Annotated in this window: 29 protein-coding genes and 1 pseudogene; 18 read left to right on the forward strand and 12 right to left on the reverse strand. The window is 65.1% G+C overall.

Annotated elements, in window-relative coordinates:
- Positions 1 to 20: 20 nt before the first annotated feature.
- Positions 21 to 947 (reverse strand): 5'-3' exonuclease, encoded by a 927-nt coding sequence (locus H7F30_RS10895; protein ID WP_047312911.1) that lies wholly within the window; start codon positions 945 to 947, stop codon positions 21 to 23.
- Between the two features lie 37 nt (positions 948 to 984).
- Positions 985 to 1,482, reverse strand: a complete 498-nt coding sequence (ybaK, locus tag H7F30_RS10900; RefSeq protein WP_187035063.1) for a Cys-tRNA(Pro) deacylase — start codon at positions 1,480 to 1,482, stop codon at positions 985 to 987.
- 289 nt (positions 1,483 to 1,771) lie between these two features.
- Between ybaK and lnt the strand changes: the two genes are divergently transcribed.
- Together lnt and H7F30_RS10910 are read left to right on the forward strand one after the other, a co-directional pair.
- A complete protein-coding gene (gene lnt, locus H7F30_RS10905) occupies positions 1,772 to 3,346 on the forward strand; it encodes an apolipoprotein N-acyltransferase (protein ID WP_255464773.1) in 1,575 nt (524 codons plus the stop codon).
- A gap of 7 nt (positions 3,347 to 3,353) precedes the next feature.
- Positions 3,354 to 3,953, forward strand: coding sequence for an FxsA family protein (locus H7F30_RS10910; protein ID WP_255464774.1), 600 nt, complete (start codon positions 3,354 to 3,356; stop codon positions 3,951 to 3,953).
- 76 nt (positions 3,954 to 4,029) lie between these two features.
- Here the strand turns inward: H7F30_RS10910 and H7F30_RS10915 are convergent, their stop codons facing one another.
- The 8 genes from H7F30_RS10915 to H7F30_RS10950 all read right to left on the reverse strand — a co-directional run bounded on the left by H7F30_RS10915 (position 4,030) and on the right by H7F30_RS10950 (position 9,869).
- Positions 4,030 to 4,386 (reverse strand): RNA polymerase-binding protein RbpA, encoded by a 357-nt coding sequence (locus H7F30_RS10915; protein WP_047312847.1) that lies wholly within the window; start codon positions 4,384 to 4,386, stop codon positions 4,030 to 4,032.
- A gap of 140 nt (positions 4,387 to 4,526) precedes the next feature.
- Positions 4,527 to 5,900, reverse strand: coding sequence for an MFS transporter (locus H7F30_RS10920; protein WP_187035065.1), 1,374 nt, complete (start codon positions 5,898 to 5,900; stop codon positions 4,527 to 4,529).
- A 122-nt stretch (positions 5,901 to 6,022) separates the two neighbouring features.
- Positions 6,023 to 6,211, reverse strand: a complete 189-nt coding sequence (locus tag H7F30_RS10925) for an antitoxin (RefSeq protein ID WP_187035067.1) — start codon at positions 6,209 to 6,211, stop codon at positions 6,023 to 6,025.
- 10 nt (positions 6,212 to 6,221) lie between these two features.
- Positions 6,222 to 6,923: an HAD hydrolase-like protein gene (locus tag H7F30_RS10930; protein ID WP_187035069.1), complete on the reverse strand. Its 702-nt coding sequence runs from the start codon at positions 6,921 to 6,923 to the stop codon at positions 6,222 to 6,224.
- Positions 6,924 to 7,009: 86 nt separating this feature from the next.
- Positions 7,010 to 7,834 (reverse strand): DUF1206 domain-containing protein, encoded by an 825-nt coding sequence (locus H7F30_RS10935; RefSeq protein WP_187035071.1) that lies wholly within the window; start codon positions 7,832 to 7,834, stop codon positions 7,010 to 7,012.
- Complete coding sequence (locus H7F30_RS10940) at positions 7,831 to 8,373, reverse strand: YbaK/EbsC family protein (RefSeq protein WP_187035073.1); 543 nt, start codon at positions 8,371 to 8,373, stop codon at positions 7,831 to 7,833. Before H7F30_RS10940 ends, H7F30_RS10935 begins: the two co-directional genes overlap by 4 nt.
- Before the next feature lie 64 nt (positions 8,374 to 8,437).
- Positions 8,438 to 9,397, reverse strand: a complete 960-nt coding sequence (locus tag H7F30_RS10945; RefSeq protein WP_187035075.1) for a pseudouridine synthase — start codon at positions 9,395 to 9,397, stop codon at positions 8,438 to 8,440.
- 10 nt (positions 9,398 to 9,407) lie between these two features.
- Positions 9,408 to 9,869, reverse strand: coding sequence for an SRPBCC family protein (locus H7F30_RS10950; protein ID WP_187035077.1), 462 nt, complete (start codon positions 9,867 to 9,869; stop codon positions 9,408 to 9,410).
- Between the two features lie 68 nt (positions 9,870 to 9,937).
- Here H7F30_RS10950 and H7F30_RS10955 point away from each other — a divergent pair, with 68 nt between their 5' ends.
- The gene (locus H7F30_RS10955; protein WP_187035079.1) at positions 9,938 to 10,366 is read left to right on the forward strand and encodes a PH domain-containing protein; all 429 of its coding nucleotides are present in this window, start codon (positions 9,938 to 9,940) and stop codon (positions 10,364 to 10,366) included.
- A gap of 16 nt (positions 10,367 to 10,382) precedes the next feature.
- A complete protein-coding gene (locus H7F30_RS10960; protein WP_187035084.1) occupies positions 10,383 to 11,327 on the forward strand; it encodes an aminoglycoside phosphotransferase family protein in 945 nt (314 codons plus the stop codon).
- On the opposite strand, the gene H7F30_RS10965 is transcribed toward H7F30_RS10960, so the two are convergent.
- Positions 11,308 to 11,715 carry a RidA family protein gene (locus tag H7F30_RS10965; RefSeq protein WP_187035086.1) on the reverse strand — a complete coding sequence of 136 codons (408 nt, stop codon included), beginning with the start codon at positions 11,713 to 11,715 and terminating at the stop codon, positions 11,308 to 11,310. The two genes, H7F30_RS10960 and H7F30_RS10965, sit on opposite strands and share 20 nt — an antisense overlap.
- A gap of 349 nt (positions 11,716 to 12,064) precedes the next feature.
- Between H7F30_RS10965 and H7F30_RS10970 the strand changes: the two genes are divergently transcribed.
- From H7F30_RS10970 to H7F30_RS14935, 11 genes and pseudogenes are all read left to right on the forward strand, one after another.
- Positions 12,065 to 12,493, forward strand: a complete 429-nt coding sequence (locus H7F30_RS10970; RefSeq protein ID WP_118912351.1) for a PH domain-containing protein — start codon at positions 12,065 to 12,067, stop codon at positions 12,491 to 12,493.
- A 152-nt stretch (positions 12,494 to 12,645) separates the two neighbouring features.
- Positions 12,646 to 13,350 (forward strand): Pr6Pr family membrane protein, encoded by a 705-nt coding sequence (locus H7F30_RS10975; protein WP_187035088.1) that lies wholly within the window; start codon positions 12,646 to 12,648, stop codon positions 13,348 to 13,350.
- A 76-nt stretch (positions 13,351 to 13,426) separates the two neighbouring features.
- Positions 13,427 to 13,885 (forward strand): hypothetical protein, encoded by a 459-nt coding sequence (locus tag H7F30_RS10980; RefSeq protein ID WP_187035090.1) that lies wholly within the window; start codon positions 13,427 to 13,429, stop codon positions 13,883 to 13,885.
- A 417-nt stretch (positions 13,886 to 14,302) separates the two neighbouring features.
- Positions 14,303 to 15,487, forward strand: a complete 1,185-nt coding sequence (locus tag H7F30_RS10985) for a S1C family serine protease (protein WP_187035092.1) — start codon at positions 14,303 to 14,305, stop codon at positions 15,485 to 15,487.
- Between the two features lie 163 nt (positions 15,488 to 15,650).
- Positions 15,651 to 16,994 (forward strand): hemolysin family protein, encoded by a 1,344-nt coding sequence (locus H7F30_RS10990; protein WP_255464777.1) that lies wholly within the window; start codon positions 15,651 to 15,653, stop codon positions 16,992 to 16,994.
- Entirely contained in the window at positions 16,991 to 18,037 is a 1,047-nt protein-coding gene (locus H7F30_RS10995) for a hemolysin family protein (protein ID WP_187035096.1), read from the forward strand. The genes H7F30_RS10990 and H7F30_RS10995 overlap by 4 nt, the downstream gene beginning before the upstream one ends.
- Positions 18,034 to 18,315, forward strand: coding sequence for an acylphosphatase (locus H7F30_RS11000; protein ID WP_187035098.1), 282 nt, complete (start codon positions 18,034 to 18,036; stop codon positions 18,313 to 18,315). Before H7F30_RS10995 ends, H7F30_RS11000 begins: the two co-directional genes overlap by 4 nt.
- Before the next feature lie 11 nt (positions 18,316 to 18,326).
- Positions 18,327 to 19,460 carry a methyltransferase domain-containing protein gene (locus tag H7F30_RS11005; RefSeq protein ID WP_187035100.1) on the forward strand — a complete coding sequence of 378 codons (1,134 nt, stop codon included), beginning with the start codon at positions 18,327 to 18,329 and terminating at the stop codon, positions 19,458 to 19,460.
- A gap of 123 nt (positions 19,461 to 19,583) precedes the next feature.
- Positions 19,584 to 20,708, forward strand: coding sequence for a cation:dicarboxylate symporter family transporter (locus tag H7F30_RS11010; protein WP_370562460.1), 1,125 nt, complete (start codon positions 19,584 to 19,586; stop codon positions 20,706 to 20,708).
- A pseudogene (locus tag H7F30_RS15150) lies at positions 20,618 to 21,550 on the forward strand (recombinase family protein); the annotation flags it as partial. The gene H7F30_RS11010 and the pseudogene H7F30_RS15150, both read left to right, overlap by 91 nt.
- Before the next feature lie 93 nt (positions 21,551 to 21,643).
- Complete coding sequence (locus H7F30_RS14935; protein WP_255464778.1) at positions 21,644 to 22,162, forward strand: hypothetical protein; 519 nt, start codon at positions 21,644 to 21,646, stop codon at positions 22,160 to 22,162.
- A gap of 140 nt (positions 22,163 to 22,302) precedes the next feature.
- Here the strand turns inward: H7F30_RS14935 and H7F30_RS11020 are convergent, their stop codons facing one another.
- Positions 22,303 to 22,848 (reverse strand): hypothetical protein, encoded by a 546-nt coding sequence (locus tag H7F30_RS11020; protein ID WP_187035104.1) that lies wholly within the window; start codon positions 22,846 to 22,848, stop codon positions 22,303 to 22,305.
- A gap of 861 nt (positions 22,849 to 23,709) precedes the next feature.
- Between H7F30_RS11020 and H7F30_RS11025 the strand changes: the two genes are divergently transcribed.
- The 3 genes from H7F30_RS11025 to H7F30_RS11035 are packed head-to-tail and all read left to right on the forward strand — an operon-like array spanning position 23,710 to position 24,723.
- The gene (locus H7F30_RS11025; protein ID WP_187035106.1) at positions 23,710 to 24,051 is read left to right on the forward strand and encodes a hypothetical protein; all 342 of its coding nucleotides are present in this window, start codon (positions 23,710 to 23,712) and stop codon (positions 24,049 to 24,051) included.
- Between the two features lies 1 nt (position 24,052).
- Positions 24,053 to 24,502 (forward strand): hypothetical protein, encoded by a 450-nt coding sequence (locus H7F30_RS11030; RefSeq protein WP_187035108.1) that lies wholly within the window; start codon positions 24,053 to 24,055, stop codon positions 24,500 to 24,502.
- Positions 24,499 to 24,723, forward strand: a complete 225-nt coding sequence (locus H7F30_RS11035) for a hypothetical protein (protein ID WP_187035110.1) — start codon at positions 24,499 to 24,501, stop codon at positions 24,721 to 24,723. The genes H7F30_RS11030 and H7F30_RS11035 overlap by 4 nt, the downstream gene beginning before the upstream one ends.
- Positions 24,724 to 25,717 lie beyond the last annotated feature (994 nt).

A 25,717-nucleotide genomic window follows, 5' to 3' on the forward strand; every position in this document is an offset into this window, starting at 1 on the left:
CCCGTCGGGTGGAGCTTGCGTCAGCGCGTGAGCGCGGCGGAGAGTCGCTCCGCGCTGCCACCGAGGTCGTAGCGGGCTGCGAAGTCGGCGAACCTGTCAGGCTGTGCAACGCCGTCGGGCAGGGCCGTGACGAGGTCGCCGGGCACCTCGACGTCCAGCGCCACATCGACGACCTTCGGCGCCACATCGAGATAGTCATGAGCGGCTTCCAGCCGCGTTCGGCGCGCTCCCTTGATGCGGGGATCGCCGTTCGCCACGGCCCCACGGATCGCGGCGAGGGTGCCGAACTCGGCGAGCAGCCCGGCCGCGGTCTTCTCGCCGATGCCCGCGACACCAGGCAGTCCGTCACTCGTGTCGCCGCGCATGACGGCAAGATCGGCGTACGCGCGCCCGCCGGGCACGCCGTACTTCGTCATGAGGAAGCTCTCGTCGACGAGGTCGGGGGCGCGCACGCCGCCCTTGGCCGTGTAGAGCACGCGAACGCTCATGGCGTCGTCGACGAGTTGGAAGAGGTCACGATCGCCGGTGACCACGTCGACCGGGCCCTGGCCGGTGAAGCGGTGTGTCAGCGTGCCGATGACGTCGTCCGCCTCGTAGCCGTCGACGCCGAGGCGGGTGATACCGACGAGCTCGAGCATCTCGCGGATGAGCGGCACCTGCGGCGTGAGTTTCTCCGGTGACTCCTCGGAGCCGTCGGTGCCCTCGAGCACGCGGTGCGACTTGTACGACGGGATGGCCTCGACGCGGAACGCGGGGCGCCAGTCGTTGTCCCAACACGCCACGAGGTCGGTGGGCTCGTAGGTGCTGACGAGCGTCGCGATCATGTCGGTGAAGCCGCGCAGCGCGTTGTTGGGGGTGCCGTCCGGTGCCTCCCGCTCGGGCACACCGTAGAAGGCCCGGAAGTACAGGCTCGCGGAATCCAGCAGCATGAGTCGACGCGGCGTCATGAGCGTCATCGTGCCACAGCGCTCGAGGCGTCGAGCCTCAGCCCGCGATCGGGGCGAAGCGTCCGTGAACGTTCTCAACGAGGTCGGCCGGCGCCAACCCGATGTCGAATCCGCGCCGCCCACCCGAGACGTACACCGTCGCCAGGGCTTCCGCGCTCGCGTCGACAACCGTGGCGAGGGCGGTGCGCGTGCCGACGGGGGAGACGCCTCCGAGCACGTACCCGGTGAGACGTTCCACGTCACGCGGTTCGGCGAGGCGACACTTCTTGGCGCCGAGCCCTGCGGCCACGGCCTTGAGGTCGGCCGTCGTCGAGACCGGGACGACGGCGACGCCGAAGGATCCCGAATCCAGCGACACGACAAGGGTTTTGAACACGTGGCTGGGGTCGAGACCGAGAGCTTGCGCGGCTTCGTCACCGTAGGAGGTCACCGACGGATCGTGCTCGTACGGCAGCCCTTCGTACGAGACACCTGCCGCGTCGAGCGCGCGCGTCGCGGGGGTGGTCGGGCCGGTGTTCACGTTTCGAGACGCCATGATCACTGTCTATAGCGCATTTCGAAGTCGCCCCGAAAGACGACACGCCGCACTTCTCGGGAGTTTCTGCGGCAGGGCCGAAGCGCCGACCCAAGGGGCCCGAATCCGATCCTGACGATCACGTTGAAGGCCCGCCCGTGCGTGGCTATCTTTGCGTGAAGCACGTGACGCGATCGCGTGCGACTACGGACGGGTCTCACACCTAGTAGAAAACTTCCGGCTCCGGCTGGTCGGCCCCAACGGTGTGAGCCCGTCCGTCACACTTTCCCCGCTGAGTTACCCTTGTGCGGTGCTCCCTCGTCGCTTCCTTCGCCTGGCCGCCGCAATGGTGGCCGGCCTCGCGCTGTGGCTCGCATTTCCCGATCACGGGCTGTGGTGGACGGTCCCGATCGCCCTGGCACTCTTCGCCGTCAGCGTCCTGCACGTCCGTGCCCGCTGGGGAGCTCTGCTCGGTTTCGTCTTCGGCATGGCGTTCTTCGCGCCGGTGCTCTCGTGGTCGGGTGTGTACGTCGGCACGTTCCCGTGGATGGCGCTCGCCGTCCTGCAGTCGTTGTACTTCGCCGGCATGGGCGCGCTCATCGCGTCCTTTCAGCGTCGACGCCTCGCGCCTGTGCTGGGCGCGGCAGCGTGGGTGACACAGGAGTGGTTGCGCGGCACCACGCCGTTCGGCGGCTTCCCCTGGGCCCGCCTCGCCTTCTCGCAGGCCGACGCCCCGTGGGCGCCCCTCGTCGCGTGGGTGAGCTCACCAGGCCTGACGTTCGTGCTCGCCCTCGCCGGTGGCGCACTCGCCGGGCTGGGCGTGTGGGCGTTCACCTCATGGCGGGGCGTCTCCTCCCGCGAGACGACACAGGCCGATGCGGGTAGCCGCTTTTCCAGCGCTTCCGCCGTCGGCGCAGTGGCTGTCGGGGCCGTGGCCCTCCTCGCGGGCTCCGTCATCACACCCCCGACGGAGGGGCGCACCATCGACATCGCCGGCATCCAGGGCAACGTGCCGACCGCGGGTCTCGACTTCAACGCTCAGCGCCGCGCCGTGCTCGACAACCACGTGCGAGCCAGCGAGAAGCTCGCCGACGCCGTCGCGGCCGGCGCCACACCCAAACCTGACATCGTCGTGTGGCCCGAGAACGCCTCCGACATCGACCCCAAGCGCAACGCCGACACCCGTGACGAGATCGCGGGCGCGCTGCGCCGACTGGACGCGCCGCTCGTCGTCGGAGCGGTCCTGTCCGAGCCGATGCCGAAGGTCTCGAACGCCTCGATGCTCTACCTTCCGGGCAAGGGCCTGAGCGACACCTACGTCAAACAGCACCCGGTGCCGTTCGGCGAGTACATCCCGTACCGCTCGTTCTTCCGCACGTTCTCCAAGCAGGTCGATCTCGTGCGCGCGGACTTCACCCAGGGCCAGAAGGTCGGGGTGTTCTCCGTGCCCACGAAGTCCGGCGCAGTGAAGGCGGCACCGATCATCTGCTTCGAGGTGGCCTACGACGACCTCCTGCGCAAGCCGGCGAACCGTGGCGCGCAGCTCTTCCTCGTTCAGACGAACAACGCGACGTTCGGCTACACCGCCGAGTCGACGCAGCAACTCGCCATCTCGCGCCTGCGCGCGCTCGAGTACGGCCGCTCGATCGCGCACGTCTCCACCGTCGGTGTGAGCGCGCTCATCACCCCGGACGGCGTGACGCACGAACGCACGTCGCTGTTCACCCAGGCGGTGCTGACGGGGGAGTTGCCGCTGCGCTCGCAAGCCACGCTCGCTCAGCGTCTCGGCCGCGCGCCCGAGATCGTGGCGACGGCGGCCTGCGTCATCGCGTTCGCGCTGAATCTGCGCCGCGGGCGGAAATCTTCGCGCGCCGCCGTTCGTTGAACCTGATGTGACTACCTACTCGAGTCGTCCTCGCCGCAAGGGCTGGGCGCGTTGGCTGATGCTGGCGCTGCTCGTCATCCCCGTCATCGAGGTGTTCATCATCATCAAGATGGGGCAGACGATCGGCGGATGGCCGACGTTCGGCCTCCTCGTCCTGTGGTCCGCGCTGGGTGCGTGGATCGTCAAGCGTGAGTCGGGTCGTGCCTTCGGGGCGCTGCGCCAGGCGTTCGGTTCCGGACGGATGCCTGCGCGAGAACTCTCGGACGCTGCCCTCATCCTCGTCGGCGGCACGCTGCTGCTCGCACCGGGTTTCTTCACCGACTTCCTCGGCCTGTTCTTCCTCCTGCCGTTCACGCGTCCGTTCACGCGCAAGCTGCTCGAGAAGGTCGTGGCCGCCAAGCTCCTCGGCTCGGTCCAGGTGGCGAGCTTCGGCCCCGGCGGCTTCTCTGCCACCCGCGGGTTCGGCGGGCCGGATCCGCTGAGCCGGCCGTACCCGACCTCGGACAGCTTCGGCGGTTACGGGTCGACCTCCTCGACGCACACCTCGTCGCGTCGGCGCACTCGATCTGCGTCCGACGACGTCGTCGAGGGCGAGATCATCGACTGACGCGCTCACGCGCCACACACGAAGGCCGGTCACCCTCTCGGGGTGACCGGCCTTCGTGGTGGACGAGCGCGGCTCGTCAGGACTTCTTCTTGCGCGGCTTCTCGCCACGCGACTCGCGCAAGAGCGTCAGACGCTCGTCCAGCAGCTCCTCCAGCTCGGGGACGGAACGACGCTCGAGGAGCATGTCCCAGTGCGTACGGGCCGGCTTGACGGGCTTGCGCTCCGGCTCGGGGCCGTCGATGAGCTTGGCCTCGAGGCCGCAACGGCACTCCCAGAGCGCCGGCACGTCGGCCTCGACGGAGAAGGGCAGTTCCACGACGTGCCCCTGCTCGCAGCGGTAGCTGACCATCTGACGCTCGCTGAAGGCGATGCCCTCGTCCGTCTCGAGAGAGAGGGTGCTGAGGTTGGTACCTCGCAGAGAACGTTCGGCCATGGATGTCTCCCAACTTCACACGTACAGCGCGTCTGTTTGGTGAGAGCGCTCACCGCGCTGCTTCACGCAGAACAACGCCACAGACGTGACAAATGTTCCATCTGTCATCGTATGGCCTCAAGCGGCCCGCGACCAAAGCGTCAGCCCTGGCCAGCGCGCGCCATGCCGCGCTCGACGTCGACGCGGGAGAGCAGGTAGGCGCCGAGAGCGAAGAACATGACGAGCGCGACGATCGACAGACGGTAGGAACCGGTGAGCTGGTGGACGAGGCCGAACGTCAGGGTGCCGAACCAACTCGTGCCGCGTTCCATGGCCTGGTAGAGGCTGAAGTACTCCGACTCTCGCCCGAGCGGTACGAGCTTGCTGTAGACCGAACGGCTGAGCGCCTGCGAACCACCGAGCACGATGCCGATGCCGACGCCGAGGCACAGCCACGGCGCGAACTGCTTCTCGGGCAGGAAGAACGCGACGGCGATGACGAGGGTCCACAGGCCGAGCGAGAGCAGGATGGCCTTCTTGGCGCCCATCACGGCCGCGAGGCGGCCGAACAACAGGGCGCCGAGGAACGCCACGAACTGCACGAGCAGGATCGTCACGATGAGCTGGCTGTCGCCGAAGCCGAGCTCCTCCTTGCCGTACAGGCTGGCCGAGACGATGACCGTCTGGATGCCGTCGTTGAAGAAGAGGTAGGCGAGGAGGAATACGAGGGTGTCGGGGTAGTGCTTGAGTTGACGGAACGTGCTCGTGAGCTGACGCAGGCTGCCGCGCACGGTTCCGGCGTCACTCGCCGCCGCGGGGCGTTCGGGGTGGCGCACGTCCTTGAGCCCGAGCACGGGGATGAGCGTGAAGATCGCCCACCACAGGCCCGCGCTGAGGAGGCTCACGCGGACGGCTTCGCCCGTGCTGAGGCCGATCTTGTCGTGCAGCGTGACAACGGCCAGGTTGGCCGCGAGGAGCAAGCCACCGCCCAGGTAGCCCAGAGCCCAACCGCGCGAACTGACACGGTCACGTTCCGACTCGTCGCTGATCCGCACGAGCAGGCCGTCGTAGACGACGAGGGAAACACCGAGGCACTGGTTGGCGATGATGAGGAGCACCACGCCGAGCTGCCAGTTCGTACCGGTGACGAAGAACATCGCCGACGCCGCGGCTGCGCCCACCCAGGCGAACGCACCGAGCAGGCGCGAGGGGCGCTGTACCCGGTCGGCGATGGCGCCGACGAGAAGCAGGAGGACGGCGCTCAGGATCGTCGAGACGGTGATCGTGTACGGCGCGAGCGAGCCGGGGGAGACCGGGATGCCGAGCACCGAGAGATTCGCGTGACATGCGACGTCCGTGGGCTGATCAGGGCAGGCCGCCGCTTTGGCGACGGACGTGAGATAGGGCGAGAACAGCACCGTCGACGTCGTCGTGACGAAGGCCGAGTTGGCCCAGTCGTACCAGTACCAGCTGCGTTGGCGACGGGCGCGCGTGGCGGCGTCGGGCGCGAGAGGCGAGGCGGCTGCGGTGTTCACGGGTGAAGCGTGTCACATCCGCGGCTCGTGCGGACGTGACTGTCCCCAACCCGCATTGACGGTGGGGAAAGCGACCGCCCCGGGGCACCGTTCGGCGTCTCGGGGCGGAGCGTGTCAGCTGCTCAGCGCTGCTTGTCGATGAAGCGGTCAGCGGCGCCGGTGGCCTTGTCGATCTTGGCCGTGTGCTTGCGGCCCGTCCTGGAGTCGACGAACGAACCGGCGCGCTGCGTCGCCTGACGCACCTTCTCCGGGTTCTGTCGCACGTACTTGCGGCCCTGGGCGATCGCCTGGGTCAGGAGGTTGATCTTCATGGCCTGAATCCTAGTCGAGGGGTCTCGACGCGCCCGGGAGCAGAAGGGCCGCAAGGTCGTCGGCCGAATCGACGACGGCGGCGGCGCCCGCGTCACGCAGTTCGTCGGGTGCGGCGTAACCCCACGAGACGCCGATCGTCGCGATGCCGTGCTTCGCGGCGCCCTCGACGTCGTGCAGGCGGTCACCGACCATGACGACGTCCGCATCCGGTTCGCGCTGCAGGTGGGCCAGGGCTCGAGCGATGACGCCGGCCTTGGTGTCGCGGGGGTTCGTCACGTCGGCGCCGAAGACGCCCTCGAGGCCGCCTGCAAGGTGCGGCGCGAGGCCGAAGTGCTCGACGATTCGTCGCGCCGTCGCCTGTGGTTTCGAGGTGGCCACGGCCACGGTCGTCCCGGCGTCCGCGAGCCCGGCGAGCACGTCACGGATGCCGGGGTAGAGCTCGTTTTCGAACAGCCGGCCTGCCTCGTAGTCGCTGCGGTAGGTGGTGACGACCTCGTCCACGCGTTCGGGTGGCAGACCGATTCCTTCGAGCGAGACGCGAAACGGCGGCCCGACGAAGGAGTTGAGGACGTCGTCGCTCGGCACCTCGAGACCGTGGTGGGTCAGGGCATGCCGCATCGAGGAGGTGATGCCGGGCGCCGAGTCGGACAGCGTGCCGTCGAGGTCGAACAGCACGAGGCTCACTCGGGTTCCGGGGCTCCAGCGCGTCATGCGCCCATCCTCACAAACACGCCCCGTGCACGACGAAACGGCCGCCTCACCCGAGGATGCGACGGCCGTTTCGTGCGAGCAGAGGGTCAGACGCGCGCGTACTTCGACCGTGCCGCCGAGTACACGGCGAAGGCCACGAACCCGATGCCGATGACGGCCACCATGACGGATCCGAGCGGCTTGTCGAGCAGCGACTTCAGCGCCGTGTCGAGGCCGCCCGTGTCCTTCGGGTCGTGCGTGATGGCGCCGTTGACGAAGAACACGCCCGTGAGGACGAGGGCCAGACCCTTGAGCGAGTACCCGATGACGCCCGACCACTCGGCCCACTTGCCCGGGTTCTTCTGCAGGTCCTCGAAGAACTTCTTCTTGACGCCCTTGACGACGTGGTAGATGCCGACTGCGACGATCACCGCGCCGGCCAGGCCCACGAGGATGACTCCGGCGGTGTTCTCCATGAGCTTGCCGGTCATCGAGGCGTTCTGCTGCTTGCTCGAACTGCTCTGGCCGCGCGCGAGCGTCATGATGCACATGCCCGAGAGCACGGCGTACGTGCCCGCTTTGGCCGCGGCCTTGAGGCGCGTCTTCGTCTCGTGGAAGGAGAGGCACGCCTCGCCGATCTGCCAGAACGCGAGCGCCGCCCAGCCGAACGCGCCGATGCCGAGCAGGACCTTGCCCCAGGTGTTCTCGGTCAGCATCCCCAGGGCGCCGCCCTGGTCGGCGGAGCCACCTCCGCCCGTGGCCAGACGGACGGCGACGATGCCGATGAGCAGATGCATGACGGCGTTGGCCGCGTAGCCGATACGTGCCGCGCGCTCCACCCACGGGTGGTTGGCGGCGTCGTTGATGGCCTCCTGTGCGTCATCGGCGATGTCGGGCTTCTTGTCGCCCATGCGCTGAGCTGAAGTGTTCACGACGTCTCCTCGGTCATGGCCAGGGTGAGCACCTCGGCCTGGGGCAGCCCGGCGAGCTCCGCAGCGTCCACGATGATCTTGGCGCCGCGCACGCCGCCGCCGACGAGCACCTCGCCGCGTTCGACGACCCGCTCGTCGATGAGGAGCTTCCAGTCGCTCGGCAGGCCGACGGGCGTGATGCCGCCGCGCACCATGCCGCTTTCGACCTCCGTCTCGCTTTGGTCGGCGAACGAGATCTTGCGCGCCCCGAGGTGGCGACGCACGACGCCGTTGATGTCGGCCTTGTCGGTGGCCAACACGAGGACGGCGGCCGTCGTCTTCGTCTCCCCGCGCCGGCCCGTCACGACGACACAGTTGGCGCTCGCGGCAGGGTCGACGTCGTAGGCGTCACAGAACGCAGCGGTGTCGGCCAGGTGCGGGTCGATGATCGCGACGCGCGCGCTCGGCACCGTGTTCACCGCGTCGGCAACGGGTTTCGCGACGTCGTCGAGGCGCTCGGCGAGGGGCGCCCACGAGAGGTTTCCTTCGAGTGATGGCATGTGCGGATGCTACGACGGATGCGGCCTTCTGGGGTCGAGGTCAGCTGCGGCGCGCGGATGCGCGTCAGGTCGCGTCCCCAAGGGTGAGTTCTCGGCGCGAGGTGAACACGCGAGTGCGCCCGTCGAGGGGATCGACGAACTCGAGGCGTCGCGCCAACAGCTGCAGGGGAGTGGAGTAGTCGTCGATGTCGACGGCGAGCTCGCGTGGATAGAGCGGGTCGCCGCAGATCGGTACACCGAGCCCGCTCATGTGGACACGCAGTTGGTGGGTGCGACCGGTGCTCGGTTCGAGCCGGTAGAGGCCGATCTGGTGGACGCGTGCGTCGTCCTCGTCGCCCGCCGTGACAACGCGCCGCTCCTCGAGGTGGACGTCGGTGACGGCGTTGATCGCCGCGCCCGCCACCTCGTACGCCTGCGCAGTGCCGTGGTCCTTGCGGATGTGCGATTCCACGCGACGCGGAAGTTCCAGGTCGTCACGCAGGGGAGCGAGCGCCTCGTACGTCTTCGCCGGGACGCGGGCTTCGAACATGCGCTGGTAGGGAGCTCGCCAACGCTGTTCGGTGGTGAGGACGAGTACCCCCGCCGTCAGCCGGTCGAGGCGGTGGGCCGGCCCGAGTTCGGGCAGGCCGAGCATCTCGCGCGCCTTGACGACGACCGATTGCGTGACGTGGCGACCACGGGGGATCGAGGCCATGAAGTGCGGCTTGTCGACCACGACGATCCGCTCGTCGACATGCAGGACGTCGAGCTCGAACGGAAGCTCCGGCTCGGGCCGCAGGTCACGGTGGAAGTGCACGAACGTGTGGGGACGGTAGATCTCGTCACCGTTCCAGGGGCGTCCGTCGTCGTCGACGAAACGCCCGTCGGTAAGCATCGCGTCGACGTCGACCTCTTCGGGCAGCTTGTGGCGCAGGAAGTCACGCATCGATGCCCACGGCATCGGGTTCGCGGGGTCGCGATCCGGCGTGCGCACCCACGCGGCCCGCAGCCCGTGACGCATAGGCAGCGGGGAGTGCGTTGGCATGGTGGGTGACTCAGCTCCGCTCTGCGGCAGCGGCGAGTGCGGCCAGGCCCTTGTCGAAGTCCTTCTCCACCCTCTTGTTCATGCGGAACACCGTGAAGAAGATCTTCTGCGCGACGCTCTGCGGACCGGTCATCGTCCAGCTAACGTCCGTGCCGCCGTCGGCGCTCGGACGAAGGTCGAAGACGGTCGTGTTGTCCGACGAGAACGGCTCGGTGAACGTCAGCGCGACGGTGATGCGCTGCGGCGTCGACTCGGTGATCTTCATGTGCCCGGAGCCGGCCTTCTTGTTGCCCTTCCAGGCGTAGCGGCTGCCGACCCCCTGCTCGGGGCCCTCGTACGTGCGCGTCATGTTGTCGTCGAGACCCTCCCACGGCGACCACTGCGTCCAGTTGCGGAAGTCGTCGATGAGAGCGTGGACCTGCGACGGTGCGGCGCTCGTGTGACGCGCTCGGCTGACCGCGAATTCACCCATGCGCACAGGGTAAGCGGATGCGGAGCAGAACCCGCCACGGCGCAGTGCACCGGACTACCGTGTCGAGCATGGCTCTCATCAACGCACTCACCGGCAACGCCTCGCTCATGAAGGAGGAGAAGGCGCGCGAGCAGTACGGGCCGTGGCTGCTCGAGAACGAGCGCCTCGAGGGCGCTTTCGAACTCGTTCTCGACTCGTTCTGCCTGACGAATCTGCGCCTCATCGCCCTCGACCGGGAGGGGCCGGTCAACCCGAAGGTCGACGTGCGTTCCATCCCGCTCGCGTCGATCGTCGACGTGACTGCTCGGACGGCAGGCATCGGCATCGACGACTCGGATCTCACGATCACCTACATCACGTCGCCCCGGCTGCGAGCACACACGGTGGAGTACAGCACCATGACCTTCACCTTCAACAAGAGCTTCGACATTGCCGGTCTGTACCGCCACCTCATGACGATCGCGCAGCGCAACTACGCGTCGCTCAACGACGCCTGACGCCTACGCTGGGCCGATGCCCGCACGAGCCGATCTCATTCCTGACGCCTTCCGCGCTCGCGTCGCGGGACGCCCGGCCGACGCCGACGGGGGAATCGACGGCGACACGTGGCTCGCGTCACTGCCGCGTCTGCTCGACGAGTGCCTGTCGACGTGGAAGGCACAGCCCGAGGGCCCCACCGCGTTCGGTGAGTGTGCACTCGTCGTCCCGGTCAGGGTCGGCAAGGAGCGCGCGGCGTTGAAGGTGACGTGGCCCCACGCGGAGGCTCGTCACGAGCACCTCGCTCTGCGCGCGTGGCGCGGTACGGGCGCCGTCCGCATGAGAGCGGCCGATCCCGCGCGGTGGGCCTTGCTTCTCGAGCGCTGCGAGCCTGCCGTGCGCCTTCACGAGATGTCGGCTCTCGACGCCTGCGAGATGATCGGACTCATCCACGCCCGGCTCACCCACCCGGCGTTGCCACAACTCGACACAGCGAGCGCGTGGTGTGCCCGCATCCGGGAGCGCCTCGAGTCGTCACCGCCGCCGATGCCGCGGCGGTTCGTGCAGCAGGGCATCGCACTCGCCCGCGACCTGCCGCAGGCTGATCGAATCGACGCCACCCTCGTGCACTGCGACCTCCACGACGACAACGTCATGCAGACCCGGCGGGCGGGCACGGTGGACGGGTTCGTCGCCATCGACCCCAAACCCGTCGCGGGAGAGCCGGCGCTCGCCGTCGCACCGCTGCTGTGGAACCGCTGGGACGAAGCTGCCGGGGCGTACAACCTGCGCAACCACCTGCGTTTTCGCGTCGACTACGCCTGCGACCCCATGGGCGTCGCACCCGAACGTGCGCGCGCCTGGAGCATCCTGCGGCTCCTCGACAACGCGTGGTGGGATGCCCACGCAGCGCTTCGGCCCGGAGCTGCGGCTCCTGACCTGACGAAGGCCGTGTCGATCATCAAGGCGATGCAGGGCTGACGGCGTTCTCCACCTCCGCGGTCGGTACATGGGCCACGGCTTCAGTCTCGGGAAGGCTGTCCCAGTGCAGAGCGGGAACGGGCGCGACGCACCGGGCCGGACGATGGTCGCCGAGCCACGCGCGGTACACGGCGTCAACGCGTGGCCACAGTTCGACGTCGGTGACGTAGACGCGCACCTGCGCCAAGGCGTCGCGTGGTGCACCTGCCGCCGCGAGCACCCGGTCGAGGTTGGTGAAGACAAGTTCGGCTTGCCCCGCAAGGTCCAGGTCAGTGCGCGGGGTGCCTGTCTCGTCGAGGGGGAGTTGACCCGACAGGAAGAGCAGGTCGCCGACGCGGGCGGCATGGGAGTAGTGCCCCTTCGGCGTCGGCAGATCGACGCCGCTCATCCGCCGAACACCTCCACGATCCGGGCGGCGGACTTGTGACCCGAACCGAAGAGGGATGTCGTAGGGGCCTGCGTTCTGACCGGGTCCGCCGAACCACGTCATCGTCTCCGCAACGCATCCCTTCGCGGCGAAGAGTCGCGCACGGGGGTCATCGAGACGGCCGCTCGAGCCGGCGACCGTGAGAACACCGACGCCATTGGGCACCTGCGGCCGAATCCGAAAGCCCGTACCGTCCGAGAAGGGTGCACGCGTCGGTTGGTGGCCCATGGACAGACGGTAACCGAGGGCACCGTCCGGACTTTCCTGATTTTGTCATCGCGACCCGCCTCGCTTCTCTACCTTCGTGCCTATGGGAATCTTCCAAGGCCTCGCAGGCAACATGCAGCAGATGGACCCGCAGCAAGCACAGGCGGAGTACGCGCCGTGGCTGTTGCCGGGTGAGCAGATCCACAACGCGTTCAGGATGCTGCGTGACGGTTTCTGCATCACGAACCTCCGCATCATCACCCTCGACCACCAGGGTGCGACGGGCAAGAAGACGCGAGTGAAGTCGATTGCCCTCAACACGATCGTCGACGTGACCGCCGAGACCGCCGGCGGCGGGATGGACGACTCGGAGATCACGATCACCTTCGTCACGACACCGAGGCTTCGTTCCCACAACCTTGCCTACGACTCCTACCGGTTCGAGTTCCCCAAGAACTTCGACCTGCCCGGGCTGTACCGCTACCTCATGGGAGTGGCACAGGAGAACGTCCGCTTCATCAATCAGGACTGAGTCGGCCTCCGCGGCACGTCGTCGCGGGAAGAAGGTTCACCGTCAGGTCGGGACCGGAGTGCTGATGTCACTGCGGCGCCGGGCAACCGAGGATTAGTGTCGGGGTTCCTGTCGTCACGCCCGTGATCCGGCGGGGGGAGAGGAGGCAGCACATGAGATCGGCTCGACGCGTGTGGGGGTTCGTGGCTGCACTGGCCTGGTTCGGGGTGGCATTCGACGTGACGTTGTCCGCAACCGACAACTACTCGCACGCAGAAATCGCAGCACACGCCTACGGGAACAACCCGACAGGTGCGGCCGGCGCTCTGCCGCGCGTGGTCGACACCCTGAGCTACTTCACGGCGTGGTCGAACGTCGTCGTGGCCCTCGCGTTCACGCTGCTCGCGTTGCAGGTAGGGCGAGCCACCGCGACGTCGGGGGACAGACCGACCGGGGACCGCTTCTCGCGCCTGGCTCGCGTGCTCCTGCTCGACGCGCTCGTCATGATCACCGTGACCGCGATCGTCTACCAGGTCGTTCTCGCGCCGGACGCGAATCCGACCGGCGTCGCTGTTGTCACGAACTTCCTCGAGCATCAGGCGGTTCCGGTGCTGTCGGTGCTCGCGTGGCTCGTCGTCGGGCCACGGCGTGCCTTCGACCGCCGGACGTTCAGCCTGTTCCTCGTCGTGCCGGTCGTGTGGGTGGTCTACATGCTCGTTCGCGGCGCGTTCATCGACGCGTACCCCTATCCCTTCGTCAACGTGTCGACGAACGGATACGCCTCGGTGGCGGTGGCGTTGTGCGCGATTCTGGCGTTCGGCCTCGCTCTGGCAGCGCTCTACACCGGGCTGGACAAGGTGCTCAGCCGGCGGCGCTGACCGTCGGTAACTATCTCGATCGTCTATGCAATTTTAGGGGAGTCACGCCGCCCGGGTTGGGGCGTAGGTTGGCTCCATGAGCACTCAGGACATCGACAAGGAAACGCTGAAGGCGGATCTCGTCAAGCACCTCAAGGAACAGGCGGACGCGAACAGCGAAGCCGTCGCGTTGGAGAGCCACGAGGCGCGGGCCACGGAGACCGACGAGGTCGACGTCGACGACATCTCGCACGAGGACGAAGCCGGCGACCTGCACGCGATGTACCAGGAGACCGACGACCGCCAGCAGGAGCTGATCACGACGGCCGAGAACCTCGACGTGTCCGCAAAGGAGACTGTCGAGCCAGGCGCCGTGGTGAGCTTCGGCGACGAGGTCTACCTGGTGGGCGTCGCCGTGAGCGAATTCGAATCACAAGGCCGTAGCTTCTCGGGCATCTCGACGGACGCACCGATCTACAACGGCATCAGCGGCAAGCGCGCAGGCGACACGTTCGATCTGAACGACGCGACGCAGACGATCACGTCGGTGCAGTAGCGCCACACAGAAAGGGGCTGACGAAGCAGGTGCGTGAGCACGCGTCGTCAGCCCCTTTCGACGCTCCAGTCAGTTGCCGATAATCTACATTATGTAAAGTTACGTTGAGGAAGCCCTCTTCCACCCGAGGCTCCCACCTGCACCGCCACACCCGCATATGAGCGTGAGGCGCGCCTCACGTTCATGCTGTTGAGCTCGGGCCGTCGGCATTCGGCGTCAAAACCGAGCAACCCGGGCGCTACCTGTCACGGGTGGGCGCCCCTCACGACCGATTCCCACGGTGGTGAGGGGCGCTCACGTGTTCCATTGCGCATGCGGGCGCGAACATAGCTGAGGCACAGGAACGAGCCAGGTACGCCATGGCTACCCCCGGTTGTCTGGTCACCATCACCCCAGGCACGTTCCGAGGAGCACCCCATGCGCACCACCACGATCGTCGGCATCACCGCACTCACCACGGCAGCGCTTGCCGCCCCGGCCGCCGTCGTGGCGCACGACAACCTCGGTGATCTCCTGCCGGTGACGCGCATCGCGGGCTCGTCGGGAACGAGCTTCCTTCCCGACAGCTCCAGCGCTGGCAACGGCTGGAACGGCGACGACGGAGCGTCCGGTACGAGCGCCAGCTCGACGAGCGGCACGTCCACGACCGCTACCGAGGCCCAGCAGCGAGGCGTCGTCATGATCGACACCGTGACGACGAACGGCGAAGGCGCCGGCAGCGGCATGGTGCTGCGCTCTGACGGCACCGTCCTGACGAACTACCACGTCGTCGAGGGCTCCACCCAGATCCGCGTCACGGTGCCCGGCGGGCAGAAGTACACAGCCGAGGTGGTCGGACATGACGAGTCACACGACATCGCCGTGCTCAAGCTCAAGGGCGCAAGCAACCTGGCCACCGTCCGACTCGACACCGACGGCGTGAAGGTCTCCGAGAAGGTACTCGCCGTCGGCCAGGGCGGTGGCGAGGGCGTGCTGTACGCCGCGAGCGGACTCGTCACCGCCACCGACCGCTCGATCACGGCGAGCGATTCGACGGCGCTCGACTCCTCCGAGGAACTGACCGGTCTCATCCAGACGAGCGCACCCATCGTCGGCGGCTATTCGGGTGGCCCGCTTTTCGACGCGGACGGCGAAGTCATTGGCATCGACACCGCCGCAGCCTCCAGCAACTCCCTCACCGCCTACGGCAACGGAAGCTCACGCAGCGCCGAGGGCTATGCCATCCCGATCACGCAGGCGAAGTCGCTGGCCGACACCATCCTCGCCGGAACGAAGACATCGACGAACCACATCGGTCACCGTGCCGCTCTGGGTATCGCCGTCGTGCCGAGCGGCTCGAGCCGCCGCGGAATGACGCCCTACGGCGGGTCGAGCGGGGTCACGGTGCAGAACGTCCAGAGTGGGTCGGCCACGGCATCCACGGGCCTGGCGGCCGGCGACGTCATCACAGCCTTGGACGGTACGACCATCTCCGACACCGGCGATCTGGCCGATGTCATGGACGGCCACTACCCCGGCGACTCCATGAAGGTGACGTGGACCGACACCTCCGGCGTGACCCGCACGGCAACCGTCACGTTGCAGAAGGCGACGACGAACTGAGGGCCCGGGAGAAGCAAGCGGGCCGTTTCGACGGTGACCGCGCGCTCGGCAGCGAGGCATGGGAACCCCCGTCGATCCAGTACCGTTGTGCCATCGACCGTTCCCCCACCGTGAGGCATTCTCGATCATCATGGGCCCAGCCCTTTCCCTTCTCGCCGGCATCGTGATCGTTCTGATCATCACCGCGTTCACCGGCTGGTTCGTCGCCCAGGAATTCGCGTTCATGGCCGTCGACCGTTCCCGCACCGCAGCACGAGCCAAGGGCGGCGACGACAAAGCCGCCAAGACGCTCCAGGTCACCCGCAGCACCTCGTTCATGTTGAGCGGCGCTCAGCTCGGCATCACCGTCACCGGTCTGGTCGTCGGTTACGTCGCCGAACCACTCATCGGTGGCGCGATCCGCGACATGGGCTCTGCAGCCGGCATATCGAAGGCGTTCGCCGCCGTCGTCGGTGCCGTCGTCGCGCTCCTGCTGTCGACCATCATTCAGATGGTGCTCGGCGAGTTGTTCCCCAAGAACTACGCGATCGCGCGCCCGGAGCAGGTCTCCGACCGCCTCGGCGGTTCGACGCTCGCGTACCTGCGCGTGTTCAAGCCCCTCATCTGGCTCTTCGATCGTGCCTCCGAGGCTCTGCTCAAGCTCCTGCGCATCGAGCCCGTGCACGACGTCGAGCACTCGGCGACGCTGCGCGACCTCAAGCACATCGTCGGCGAGTCCCGCGGCTCGGAGCTGCCCGAGGAACTTTCCGACATGATCGACCGTGCCCTCGAGTTCCCCCAGCGCCCCGCCGGTCACGCAATGATCCCGCGTGCCCGCGTCGACGTCGTCCAGGCCGACACCCCCGTCCATGAGATCCGACAGCTCATGGAGGGCGGCCACACGCGCTACCCCGTACTCGACAACGACGACGTCGTCGGCGTCGTCGAACTCCTCGACGTGCTCACGCTGCCGCCGAACGACGAGCGCGAGGTCAGCGAGATCATGCGCCCCGCGTTCCTCATCTCCTCGTTCACCGTGCTCCCCGAGGCGCTCGCGGCCATGCGAGCCGAGCGCCGCACCCTCGCCATCGTCGTCGACGAGTTCGGTGGCTTCGCCGGCGTGCTGTCGACCGAGGACCTCGCCGAGGAGATCGTCGGCGAGATCGAGGACGAGCACGACCCCGACGACCTCACGGCCATCGTCGAGGACGAGACCGGTGACGACGACGCGTGGATCTGCCCCGGCGGCACGCCCACCGACGAGGTCGAGCGTTCGCTCGACATCCTCATGCCGCCCGGCGACTTCGAAACCGTCGGCGGCGTGGCCATGGCCTACAACGGCGGCTTCGTCGAGGACGGCGTCACCGTCGAGGTTCCGCTGCCCGTCGACCCGGGCGAGTACGCCTCCGACGACGCGCCGCCTGAGCGTTTCCTCGTCATCCAGGTCATCGACACCGAGAACCGCGTGCCGCACACGGTGCGCCTCACCCTCGAAGCACGCCACGAGACGGAAGGTGACGACGCATGAGCACCACCGCCCTCATCCTCATCAGCGTCGCGATCGTGGCGCTCAGCGCCTTCTTCGTGGCCGTCGAGTTCTCGCTCATCGCAGCGAAGCGCCACCGCTTCGAAGAACTCGCCGCCACCTCCCGCAGCGCCCGCGCCGCTCTACGCAGTTCGGGTGACCTGACGCTGTTGCTCGCCGGCTCCCAGCTCGGCATCACCCTGTGCACCCTGGCACTCGGTGCCCTGTCGAAGCCGGCCGTGCACCACGCACTGACGCCGCTCCTCGCTGACCTCGGCCTGCCCAGCACTGTGGCCGACGTCCTCGCGTTCGTGCTTGCCCTGTTCATCGTGACGTTCATCCACCTCGTCGTCGGCGAGATGATGCCGAAGTCGTGGGCCATTGCTCACCCGGAGCGTTCCGCGATGCTCCTCGCGCTGCCCATGCGCGGCTTCATGCTCTTCACGCGTCCGCTGCTCGTCGTCCTCAACGGCGCCGCCAACTGGCTTCTGCGCCGCATGGGCGTCGAGCCGGCCGACGAGGTCGCCGCGGCCCAGGACCCGGAGGGCCTGGAGCAGCTCGTCGAGCACTCGACGGAGACCGGCACGCTCGACCCGGTCTCGAGCAGCCACATCCGGGGTGCTCTGTCGCTGCGGGAGATGACGCTCTCCGATCTCGTGCGACCCGACCACGCCATTACCGCGGTCTCGAAGGACGCCACCGCGGCGGACGTCTGGCACACCGCCCAGAAGGCGGGACACCTGCGTGTCCTCATCGGTTCGAACGGCCACTACGAAGGCGCGGTTCACGTCCGAGACACCGTCTCGCGCGAACCGTCGGCACCGATCGCCGACCTCGTCCACCCCACGGCAACGTTCGACGAGAGCACGCCGGTGACGAAGGCGATGCATGCAATGCGCGAAGGCCGCCAGCACCTCGCCCAAGTCACCCGCGAAGGCTCCTTCGTGGCCGTCGTCACGCTCTCCGACACCTTGCGCGGTCTGTTCCCCGCGGAGGTGGGCACCCGCGTTGAGCCTGCGACGAGCGACGTACCGTTGGACTCATGAACGCCTCCCCGCGCGCTGTCGACCTGACGATCACCGGCCACGTCCAAGGCGTCTCGTTCCGCGCCTACACGGCCGACCGAGCCCGCGAACTGGGCCTCGTCGGCTGGGTGGAGAACCTCGACGACGGCTCAGTGCACGTGCGTGCCCAAGGTGACCCCGACGCCGTCGAGAGCCTCGTCGACTGGTGCCACGACGGTCCGGCCGCCGCACGTGTCGACGACGTCGAGGTGCGCGATGTGGCGCCCGAGTCCGTCGACGACTTCTCCGTGCGGCGCTGATCGCCCCCTCGATGGAGTGCGTCTACTTCGACCGGCATCTGTGCCGCTCGTGCACCCTGCTCGAAACTCCCTACGCGGAGCAGCTTCGCAATAAGCAGGCTCGGGTCGCCGAGACGCTGGCCACGCGGGTCGCCGACGGTGTCTGGCGACCCGCGCGGGCATCGGCCGAGACGCGGTTCCGATCCAAGGCGAAGCTCGCCGTCGGCGGCACCCTGCAAGCGCCGACACTCGGCATCACGGACGCAGATGGAACCGGGGTCGACCTGCGTGAGTGCGGTATTCAGGACGAAGCCATCTGGGACGTCGTGCCCGATCTCGCAGGCTTCGTCACGTATGCCGGGCTGCGCCCCTACGACGTCACACGTCGCGAGGGTGCCCTCAAGTTCGTTCTCGTCACCGCGAACACCGACGGCGAACTCATGGTGCGCTTCGTCCTGCGTAGCGAGGACGACGTACCGCGTCTACGCGAGGCGTTGCCCGCTCTCCTCGAGCGCCTCCCCCAGGTGCGCGCCGTCTCGGCGAACATCCATCCCGAGCACAAGGCCGTGGTCGAGGGCGACCTCGAGATCCCACTGACGCCGGAGCAGACCCTGCGTCTGCCGGTGGGCGACGTCACGCTGCACCTGCGTCATCGCAGCTTCCTCCAGACGAACACCGACGTCGCCGGCGACCTGTACCGACAGGCCGCCGCCTGGGCCGACGCGGTGCACGCGCGCAACGTCCTCGACCTGTACTGCGGGGTCGGCGGGTTCGCACTCCACCTCGCCGGCGAGCACCGGAGGGTGCACGGCGTCGAGATCGAACCCACCGCGGTGGAGAGCGCGCGCCTGGCTGCGTCGGAGCGAAGCACCGCAGGGGATGTCACGTTCGAGGTCGGTGATGCGAGCGTGCTCGACGTGCCTGCGGAAGACTCCGCCGACCTCGTCGTCGTCAACCCACCACGACGGGGTATCGGCGAGCACCTGGCTCGTACGCTCGACGGCAGCGGCGCGCACACCGTCATCTATTCGAGCTGCAACCCGACGACGCTCGCGGCCGATCTGGAACACCTCGCCTCCTTCGATGTCACCGCCGCGCGCCTGTTCGACATGTTCCCGCACACCCACCACGCCGAGGTGGCCGTGCTCCTGCGCCGTCGCCTCTGAATGCGGTCGACCGCATAACCATTCGGACACAAAGCTCCTGCGCCCCGAACCGCTGCGCCGATTCAGGGATCGCCAAGAATAGATTGAGGGGTCTTTCACCCACGTCACACCTGGGAGCCCTGAGTGCCCGAGAACTTGCCCGCTGACGCCCGCGACGCGTCAGCACCCTCCGCGCCTTCGACCTCGACGCCGAAGAAGGATCGCAGCCACTGGCTGTACATCGCCGTCATCATCGCCGTGATCGGCGGCATCATCTTTGGTCTCGTCGCTCCCGACGCGGCCAAGGAGTGGAAGCCTGTCGGCGAGATGTTCGTCGATCTCATCAAGATGATGATTTCGCCGGTCATCTTCTGCACCATCGTCCTGGGTATCGGCTCGGTGCGGAAGGCTGCCACCGTCGGTAAGGCCGGCGGTCTGGCCCTCGCGTACTTCCTCACGATGTCGACCTTCGCACTGGCCATCGGCCTCGTCGTCGGCAACATCATCCAGCCGGGACACGGGCTCAAGATCACCCCCGGTTCGGCTGACAAGTACGTCGAAAAGGCGTCGGAGTCCGACCACGGCCTCCTCGGGTTCATCGCCGACATCATCCCAACAACTCTGTTCTCCCCTCTCACCGGCGACAGCGTCCTGCAGACCCTGTTCGTCGCCCTGCTCGTCGGCTTCGCCATCCAGAAGATGGGCGCCGACGCCGAGCCGGTGCTGCGCGGTATCACCTACCTGCAGAAGATCGTCTTCCGCGTGCTGACGATGGTTCTGTGGCTCGCCCCGATCGGTGCATTCGGCGCCATGGCTGCGGTCGTCGGAGAATCCGGAGCCAAGGCCGTCGGTGAAATGCTCAAGCTGATGTTCGGGTTCTACGTCACCTGTGCTCTCTTCATCTTCGTCATCCTCGGCGCACTGCTGTGGCTCGTCGCTCGCGTCAACATCTTCAAGCTGCTCAAGTACCTCGCCCGCGAGTTCCTCCTCATCGTCGCGACGTCGTCGTCCGAGTCGGCCCTGCCGAACCTCATGGCGAAGATGGAGCACGCCGGCGTCGACCGCTCCACGGTGGGCATCGTCGTGCCGACGGGTTACTCGTTCAACCTCGACGGCACGGCCATCTACCTCACGATGGCGTCACTCTTCATTGCCGATGTGAAGTGTAAGTTAGGTGCATGGCACAGACAGCGATTTACGCGCGACTCTCAACGGCGGACGATGGTGACAGCATCGCCTCTCAGGTGGACACCTGCCGTCGTTGGCTAGACCTCCAAGACGCGAGCACAGATGACGTACTGATCTACAGCGAAGACGCACAGAGCGCGTACTCAAAAGCAATGACGGCACGGCCCGAGTGGTCGCGCCTCGAAAATGACATTCGACGCGGCAAGGTTGACCGCGTTGTCGCACGTCACATGGACAGAATCACCCGTTCTGTCAAAGACCTCTTGCACCTCGTAGACCTCGTCCAGGCGACAGGCGTGCGCCTCGACACTGTTTGGTCTGGAGAACTAAACCTAAACAGCGCCACAGGGCAGCAAATCGCTACGATTACGGCAGCGATCAGTCAGGGTGAATCTGCCACCAAGTCAGAGCGCATCAAGGCATCGAAGGCGCGAGCACGAGCGCAGGGCCGCGCTAGTGGCGGCCGTGTCCCGTTCGGTTGGGTGTCAAGTAACGGCGACCTCAACACCAAGGAAGCCGACCTCATCCGGGCCGCGACTCACTACGTGCTCGACGGTGGCACTCTGCTAGGTGCCACGCGCATGTTTACCGATAGCGGGCTACTGCCTCACAACAGCGACCAGTGGCGTCCTACGTCGGTGAAATACACGCTCACACGGTGGCGCAACGCGGGCAGGCTGTCGCACCAAGGGCAGGACGCAGGCCCAGCAACGTTCCCTGCAATCGTGGGCCTCGATGACCTCACCGCCGTTAGAGGCATCCTCACCAACGGCTCACGAGCAGGACGCCGGAACCCTGCACGAGTCGCGGCAGGCCCATACCCGACAACGTTGCTCAGCGGCCTGGTGACGTGTGCGAGGTGCGGGGAATCGTTTAAGGGTGGAGGACGAGCGAACGACAGAGGAACGCCTGTGTATCGGTGCCGCTCATGTAACTCGTCCATCGCTCGTGAGTTGCTGGACGATCTAGCAGGTATGGCAATGGTCAGGTTTTGGAGTCGCGTAGACGTTGCTGACGTGGCACCGACCGACGATCTGCGGGTCGAAATCCAAGCGATTCGAGCACGTATGGCACAGGTGGAGACAGAGCGCAGTGACACTGTGCAGCTGCGTAAAGACAGCCTTGTCACGCCTGCCGAGTTCCGCGACCTCATGGGGTCGATCCGCGAGCAACAGGAAGCCCTCGACGCTCAGATGAGAGACCTACAGGAGCGTTACACCCTGGCCTCAACCCTGGACATTGGTACGGACGTGCTGACGAACGCGGCTGCGTTGCTGGCCCGTTGGAAAGATCAGCCCCTCGACGTGCAGCGCACGCAACTAGCCGAGGTGTGGGAAATCGAAATCCGGCCCGTCGATGCCGTGAAGCCGACAACGGTCACGATCAACGGCACCGAGTACAGAGAGCATGTCACGAAGCAGCGGAGCGCCCAACGTCGTGCAAAGTTCACATGCAGGCTCGCGCCTGCGTTGTCGTTCGACCCTGTTGAGGAGGATCGAGCGGCACTCATTGGTGAGGTGAGCGACTACGCCTAGCCTCAGCGCACCTCGAACAGCCGTGGGGCACAACGACTCTCAGAGCCTAAAATGTAATTTGACAACTGATTGTACACTGTGCTAGCGACGTGCTAGTCTACCGATCAGTTTCTTGACAACTCCATCTGTGGCCCCGAGGGCTAGCCTCTGTAGCCGGGAGCGTCGAGCATCTCCATGAGTTCGCTCACGAGTTCCTCGACCTCGACAGGTTCCTGCACCTCGACGGGTTCCTCGACCTCGACAGGTTCCTGCACCTCGACGGGTTCCTCGACCTCAACAGGTTCCTGCACCTCGACGGGTTCCTCGACCTCAACAGGTTCCTGCTCGCGCTCCCAAGCCCGCACGAGTCGTTCTAGGGTGCCGTCCTCGTACAGTTCCACGAGGCGTTCCTCGCTCATGGCGTCGAGCGCCGGGACAGCACGCACACGCTCCCAAAACCGTCGCTGCTCTCGTGGTTGGTTCCATCGTGGGTGAGTGACCCGAGGCTCAGCAGGCCTGCCGATAACGAACAGGTGCGATCTGGTGACCTTGCCACTAGGTGCCACGTCGGGCCGATCCTCGATGTAGCCACGTTCCTTCCCGAGGCGCAAATACTCTTTAGTTGTCCCGTCACGCCACGGCATCGCCTTTAACAGTTCGTTCCTGCCAACGCCGGGGTTTGCCTCTAGGTAGTTCAGCAAGGTCACCCAGCAGTGATACCGAGCAACAAACTGTTTACGTTGTTTTGACTTACCTTCACTAATCTGAACTTCACGGTCTCGCCTGGTCTCGTCAGTAGTGTAGGAGTTCTCCCAAAGGTACATAAACTTTTCCTCCGCGTTATCCTGCGCTCTAAGCCACGCAAAACACATAAACGTGTCTGAGCCTGTCAGTAGGTCAAAAACCTCGTCAGAACCCCATTTAAGGCGCTTCAACAGCCCAATACCCCAACCCGTCGTGTGGACACAAGAGGTATTGCGCGGGTATGCGTAATCCAAGCAAGATGATGAGTAGTCAATCTCTTTAGGTGGCCTACATTTCTTCTCACACTGCCAACCAGAGACGAACTTTCCTACTTCACGCGAGCGAACAGGCTTACCCGAGCCAACAGGATAAAGCAGGTCATATTCTCTAGGTTCTAACTTTGAATGGTTCATTAGATACTCACATACTTTCACTAACTTAGTTTGGTCACTCAGAACAACAGGGGATAGGTACTAGGTATTCCTTACACTCCTACGGAATCAGCATTGCCCCACCTACTACAGTATTGCCCCACCTGTTTATATTATCGTCCTAGTATTGCCCCACCTGTTGTATGATGAAGTTGGGAATGAATGGACGATACTATCTGTTGTAGATAGCAGATACTCACTCACAGGTATCCCTACAAGGTTTGGTCACCTTTACACAGATAGCCCCGCTTCAATCCTCAGCCAGTTGAAGCGGGGCTATTTGTGTCTTATGGACGATAATATAAGTGAACAACATCACCACACCCCTACTGTTCCCTTTAATCGCGTCAGGCCAGTAGGGGTGTTGTGGTCTCTAAAGTTAGGAACCCTCTAATGATTAATCTCATCCTCCCGCACAGATGCTCAGTGAAGCGTGGTGTATCTGACTACTCCAGCGGATCACCTGTGACCGTATGGAAAGAAATCGCCCGCGATGTTCCGTGTTTGTTCTCACGCCGAGACTGGCTCGAACAGCATAATGATGTAGCCGCCACAAACGCTAAAGCATCGGGAACAATCTATTTTGACCCCGATGCGGACATTAAGACGAATGACGCCGTGACGGTTCCTGGCATCGGTGTTTTCAGCATTGGCTCAGAGGGTGGTCTAGTTAACGATTACCTAGGTAACGCGCATCACATTGAGTACGCGGCACGACAGACAGGAGCGGCGTGACATGGGACTGTGGGAACACCTCGACCTAACTATGACAGAAACCGTTTACAAGCGCCTCTGCGAGCCTTTGAAGGCAGCAGGTGTACCTGTTTACCAAAACTATGCCCCGGCACCCGTGGAAGACTCTACAGAGCCGTATTACGTGACAATTCTCCAGCACGATAGCGGATGGGCGCAGGACTCGTACCATGCAGGGATTCGTCACAAGCGGGCAGTCATTAACATTTACGCGCGCAACTCCACCGACGAAAACGGGCTACCCGTGAGAGCCGACGCTAAAGACATTGCAGATGCGATCTTTAATCTAATTGATAGCCTTATGCATTTTCAAACCTCTGCAACGTGGCCCGATGTGGTCTCGTGCAGGCGCGAGGAAGAACCCCAGTTCATCACTATCCCTAATCATCCTGATATCGCAATGCTGCACAGCCGATGGGAGGTGGCCTTGTGACTCAGTACAGCGACGTAAGAGCCGAGGTATACGGCGCAACAGCCCTTGCCCTCGAAGACCCCGAAGCAGCCTTTGACCTTATGGAGGGCTTAGACCCCGAGGCACGGGCCGCGTTCGTCGCCGTGCTGCTCGGTGCCTTCACCTCATCCCTGGTCACGCTCACAGGCTCCCCAGAGGCCGCTGCAACCTACGCACGCACGCAGGCTCAACAGAGCCGATGACGGGTGCCCTACGTCCCTGTCTCGACTGTGGCGAACTCTCACCCAACAGCAGGTGTGATGACTGCACACGCGAGAGACGCAGAGCACAGGAACGTGACACGTACGCACGACGAGGCAGACGTGAGCGTAAGGCAGGTCACGACGATGCACGTTGGCGCAGGCTCTCACGCCAAGCACGCAGGCAACAGCCGTGGTGTACGGATTGCCTACTGACCGAGGCAGAACTAAAGGCTTTGGGCCAACGACTAGAGGCCGATCACCTCCCCTCGGCTTGGGCAAAGCGCGAAAAGCAAAAGCCGATACTATTAACAGATGTTGAAGTTGTGTGCGGCAATTGCAATGTTAAAAGAGGCTCCAGCCGACCAGGCTCAGAGCGTTTCATAAAGTGGGAAAGTGGGATAAACAATGACGGAAATACAGTTATTGAAACTTGAAATCTTGAACCTAGCCGCACATTTTGGCATTACCGAGGAGGACTTAAATGGGTATCCGAATGTCCAGTAAGGATTTGCCAGACTTTAATAAAATGGCCGATGAACTCTTAACAGAAAAGTTCGCAGAGGCAGAGGTCGCAGCCCGTAGTTACCTGCCACGTCTACGCGAGAACATCCACAGAGACACTGGAGCACTCGCAGAGTCTGCACGGCTCAACACTGCACGTCACGGAGATACGTGGGTTGCAACGTACATCGTGGGACGCTCCCCCGAGATTGATTACGTCATTTATGAAAATGCTAGAGACGGACATAACATTTTCGGAACTCTCGATGAAGAGATGGAAACAGCATTCTCTCGCGTCTTTGGTGGCCCTCCATCGTCAGCACGAGGCAGCGTCGATCACAGCAAGGGCGAAGCCACCTAAAAGATTTCAACGCATGAATCTTATGCAGTCACATGTATATTCATGCAACGGTGGGGACGTAACCCCTCCAATCTTTTTCTGTCGTCCGCCCTCTTTTTGGAGAAGTTTCTATTACTAATTCCGTTTCGAGCC

Origin of the sequence: Dermacoccus sp. PAMC28757 (assembly GCF_014302635.1) — a bacterium.
Taxonomy (GTDB): Bacteria; Actinomycetota; Actinomycetes; order Actinomycetales; family Dermatophilaceae; genus Dermacoccus; species Dermacoccus abyssi.

Coding starts and splice junctions, on each gene's coding strand:
- H7F30_RS10895 (WP_047312911.1), bottom strand. CDS start 947: ATGACGCCGCGTCGACTCATGCTGCTGGATTCCGCGAGCCTGTACTTC.
- ybaK (WP_187035063.1), bottom strand. CDS start 1,482: ATGGCGTCTCGAAACGTGAACACCGGCCCGACCACCCCCGCGACGCGC.
- H7F30_RS10915 (WP_047312847.1), bottom strand. CDS start 4,386: ATGGCCGAACGTTCTCTGCGAGGTACCAACCTCAGCACCCTCTCTCTC.
- H7F30_RS10925 (WP_187035067.1), bottom strand. CDS start 6,211: ATGAAGATCAACCTCCTGACCCAGGCGATCGCCCAGGGCCGCAAGTAC.
- H7F30_RS10930 (WP_187035069.1), bottom strand. CDS start 6,923: ATGACGCGCTGGAGCCCCGGAACCCGAGTGAGCCTCGTGCTGTTCGAC.
- H7F30_RS10940 (WP_187035073.1), bottom strand. CDS start 8,373: ATGCCATCACTCGAAGGAAACCTCTCGTGGGCGCCCCTCGCCGAGCGC.
- H7F30_RS10945 (WP_187035075.1), bottom strand. CDS start 9,397: ATGCCAACGCACTCCCCGCTGCCTATGCGTCACGGGCTGCGGGCCGCG.
- H7F30_RS10950 (WP_187035077.1), bottom strand. CDS start 9,869: ATGGGTGAATTCGCGGTCAGCCGAGCGCGTCACACGAGCGCCGCACCG.
- H7F30_RS10955 (WP_187035079.1), top strand. CDS start 9,938: ATGGCTCTCATCAACGCACTCACCGGCAACGCCTCGCTCATGAAGGAG.
- H7F30_RS10960 (WP_187035084.1), top strand. CDS start 10,383: ATGCCCGCACGAGCCGATCTCATTCCTGACGCCTTCCGCGCTCGCGTC.
- H7F30_RS10965 (WP_187035086.1), bottom strand. CDS start 11,715: ATGAGCGGCGTCGATCTGCCGACGCCGAAGGGGCACTACTCCCATGCC.
- H7F30_RS10970 (WP_118912351.1), top strand. CDS start 12,065: ATGGGAATCTTCCAAGGCCTCGCAGGCAACATGCAGCAGATGGACCCG.
- H7F30_RS10975 (WP_187035088.1), top strand. CDS start 12,646: ATGAGATCGGCTCGACGCGTGTGGGGGTTCGTGGCTGCACTGGCCTGG.
- H7F30_RS10980 (WP_187035090.1), top strand. CDS start 13,427: ATGAGCACTCAGGACATCGACAAGGAAACGCTGAAGGCGGATCTCGTC.
- H7F30_RS10985 (WP_187035092.1), top strand. CDS start 14,303: ATGCGCACCACCACGATCGTCGGCATCACCGCACTCACCACGGCAGCG.
- H7F30_RS10995 (WP_187035096.1), top strand. CDS start 16,991: ATGAGCACCACCGCCCTCATCCTCATCAGCGTCGCGATCGTGGCGCTC.
- H7F30_RS11000 (WP_187035098.1), top strand. CDS start 18,034: ATGAACGCCTCCCCGCGCGCTGTCGACCTGACGATCACCGGCCACGTC.
- H7F30_RS11005 (WP_187035100.1), top strand. CDS start 18,327: ATGGAGTGCGTCTACTTCGACCGGCATCTGTGCCGCTCGTGCACCCTG.
- H7F30_RS11025 (WP_187035106.1), top strand. CDS start 23,710: ATGATTAATCTCATCCTCCCGCACAGATGCTCAGTGAAGCGTGGTGTA.
- H7F30_RS11030 (WP_187035108.1), top strand. CDS start 24,053: ATGGGACTGTGGGAACACCTCGACCTAACTATGACAGAAACCGTTTAC.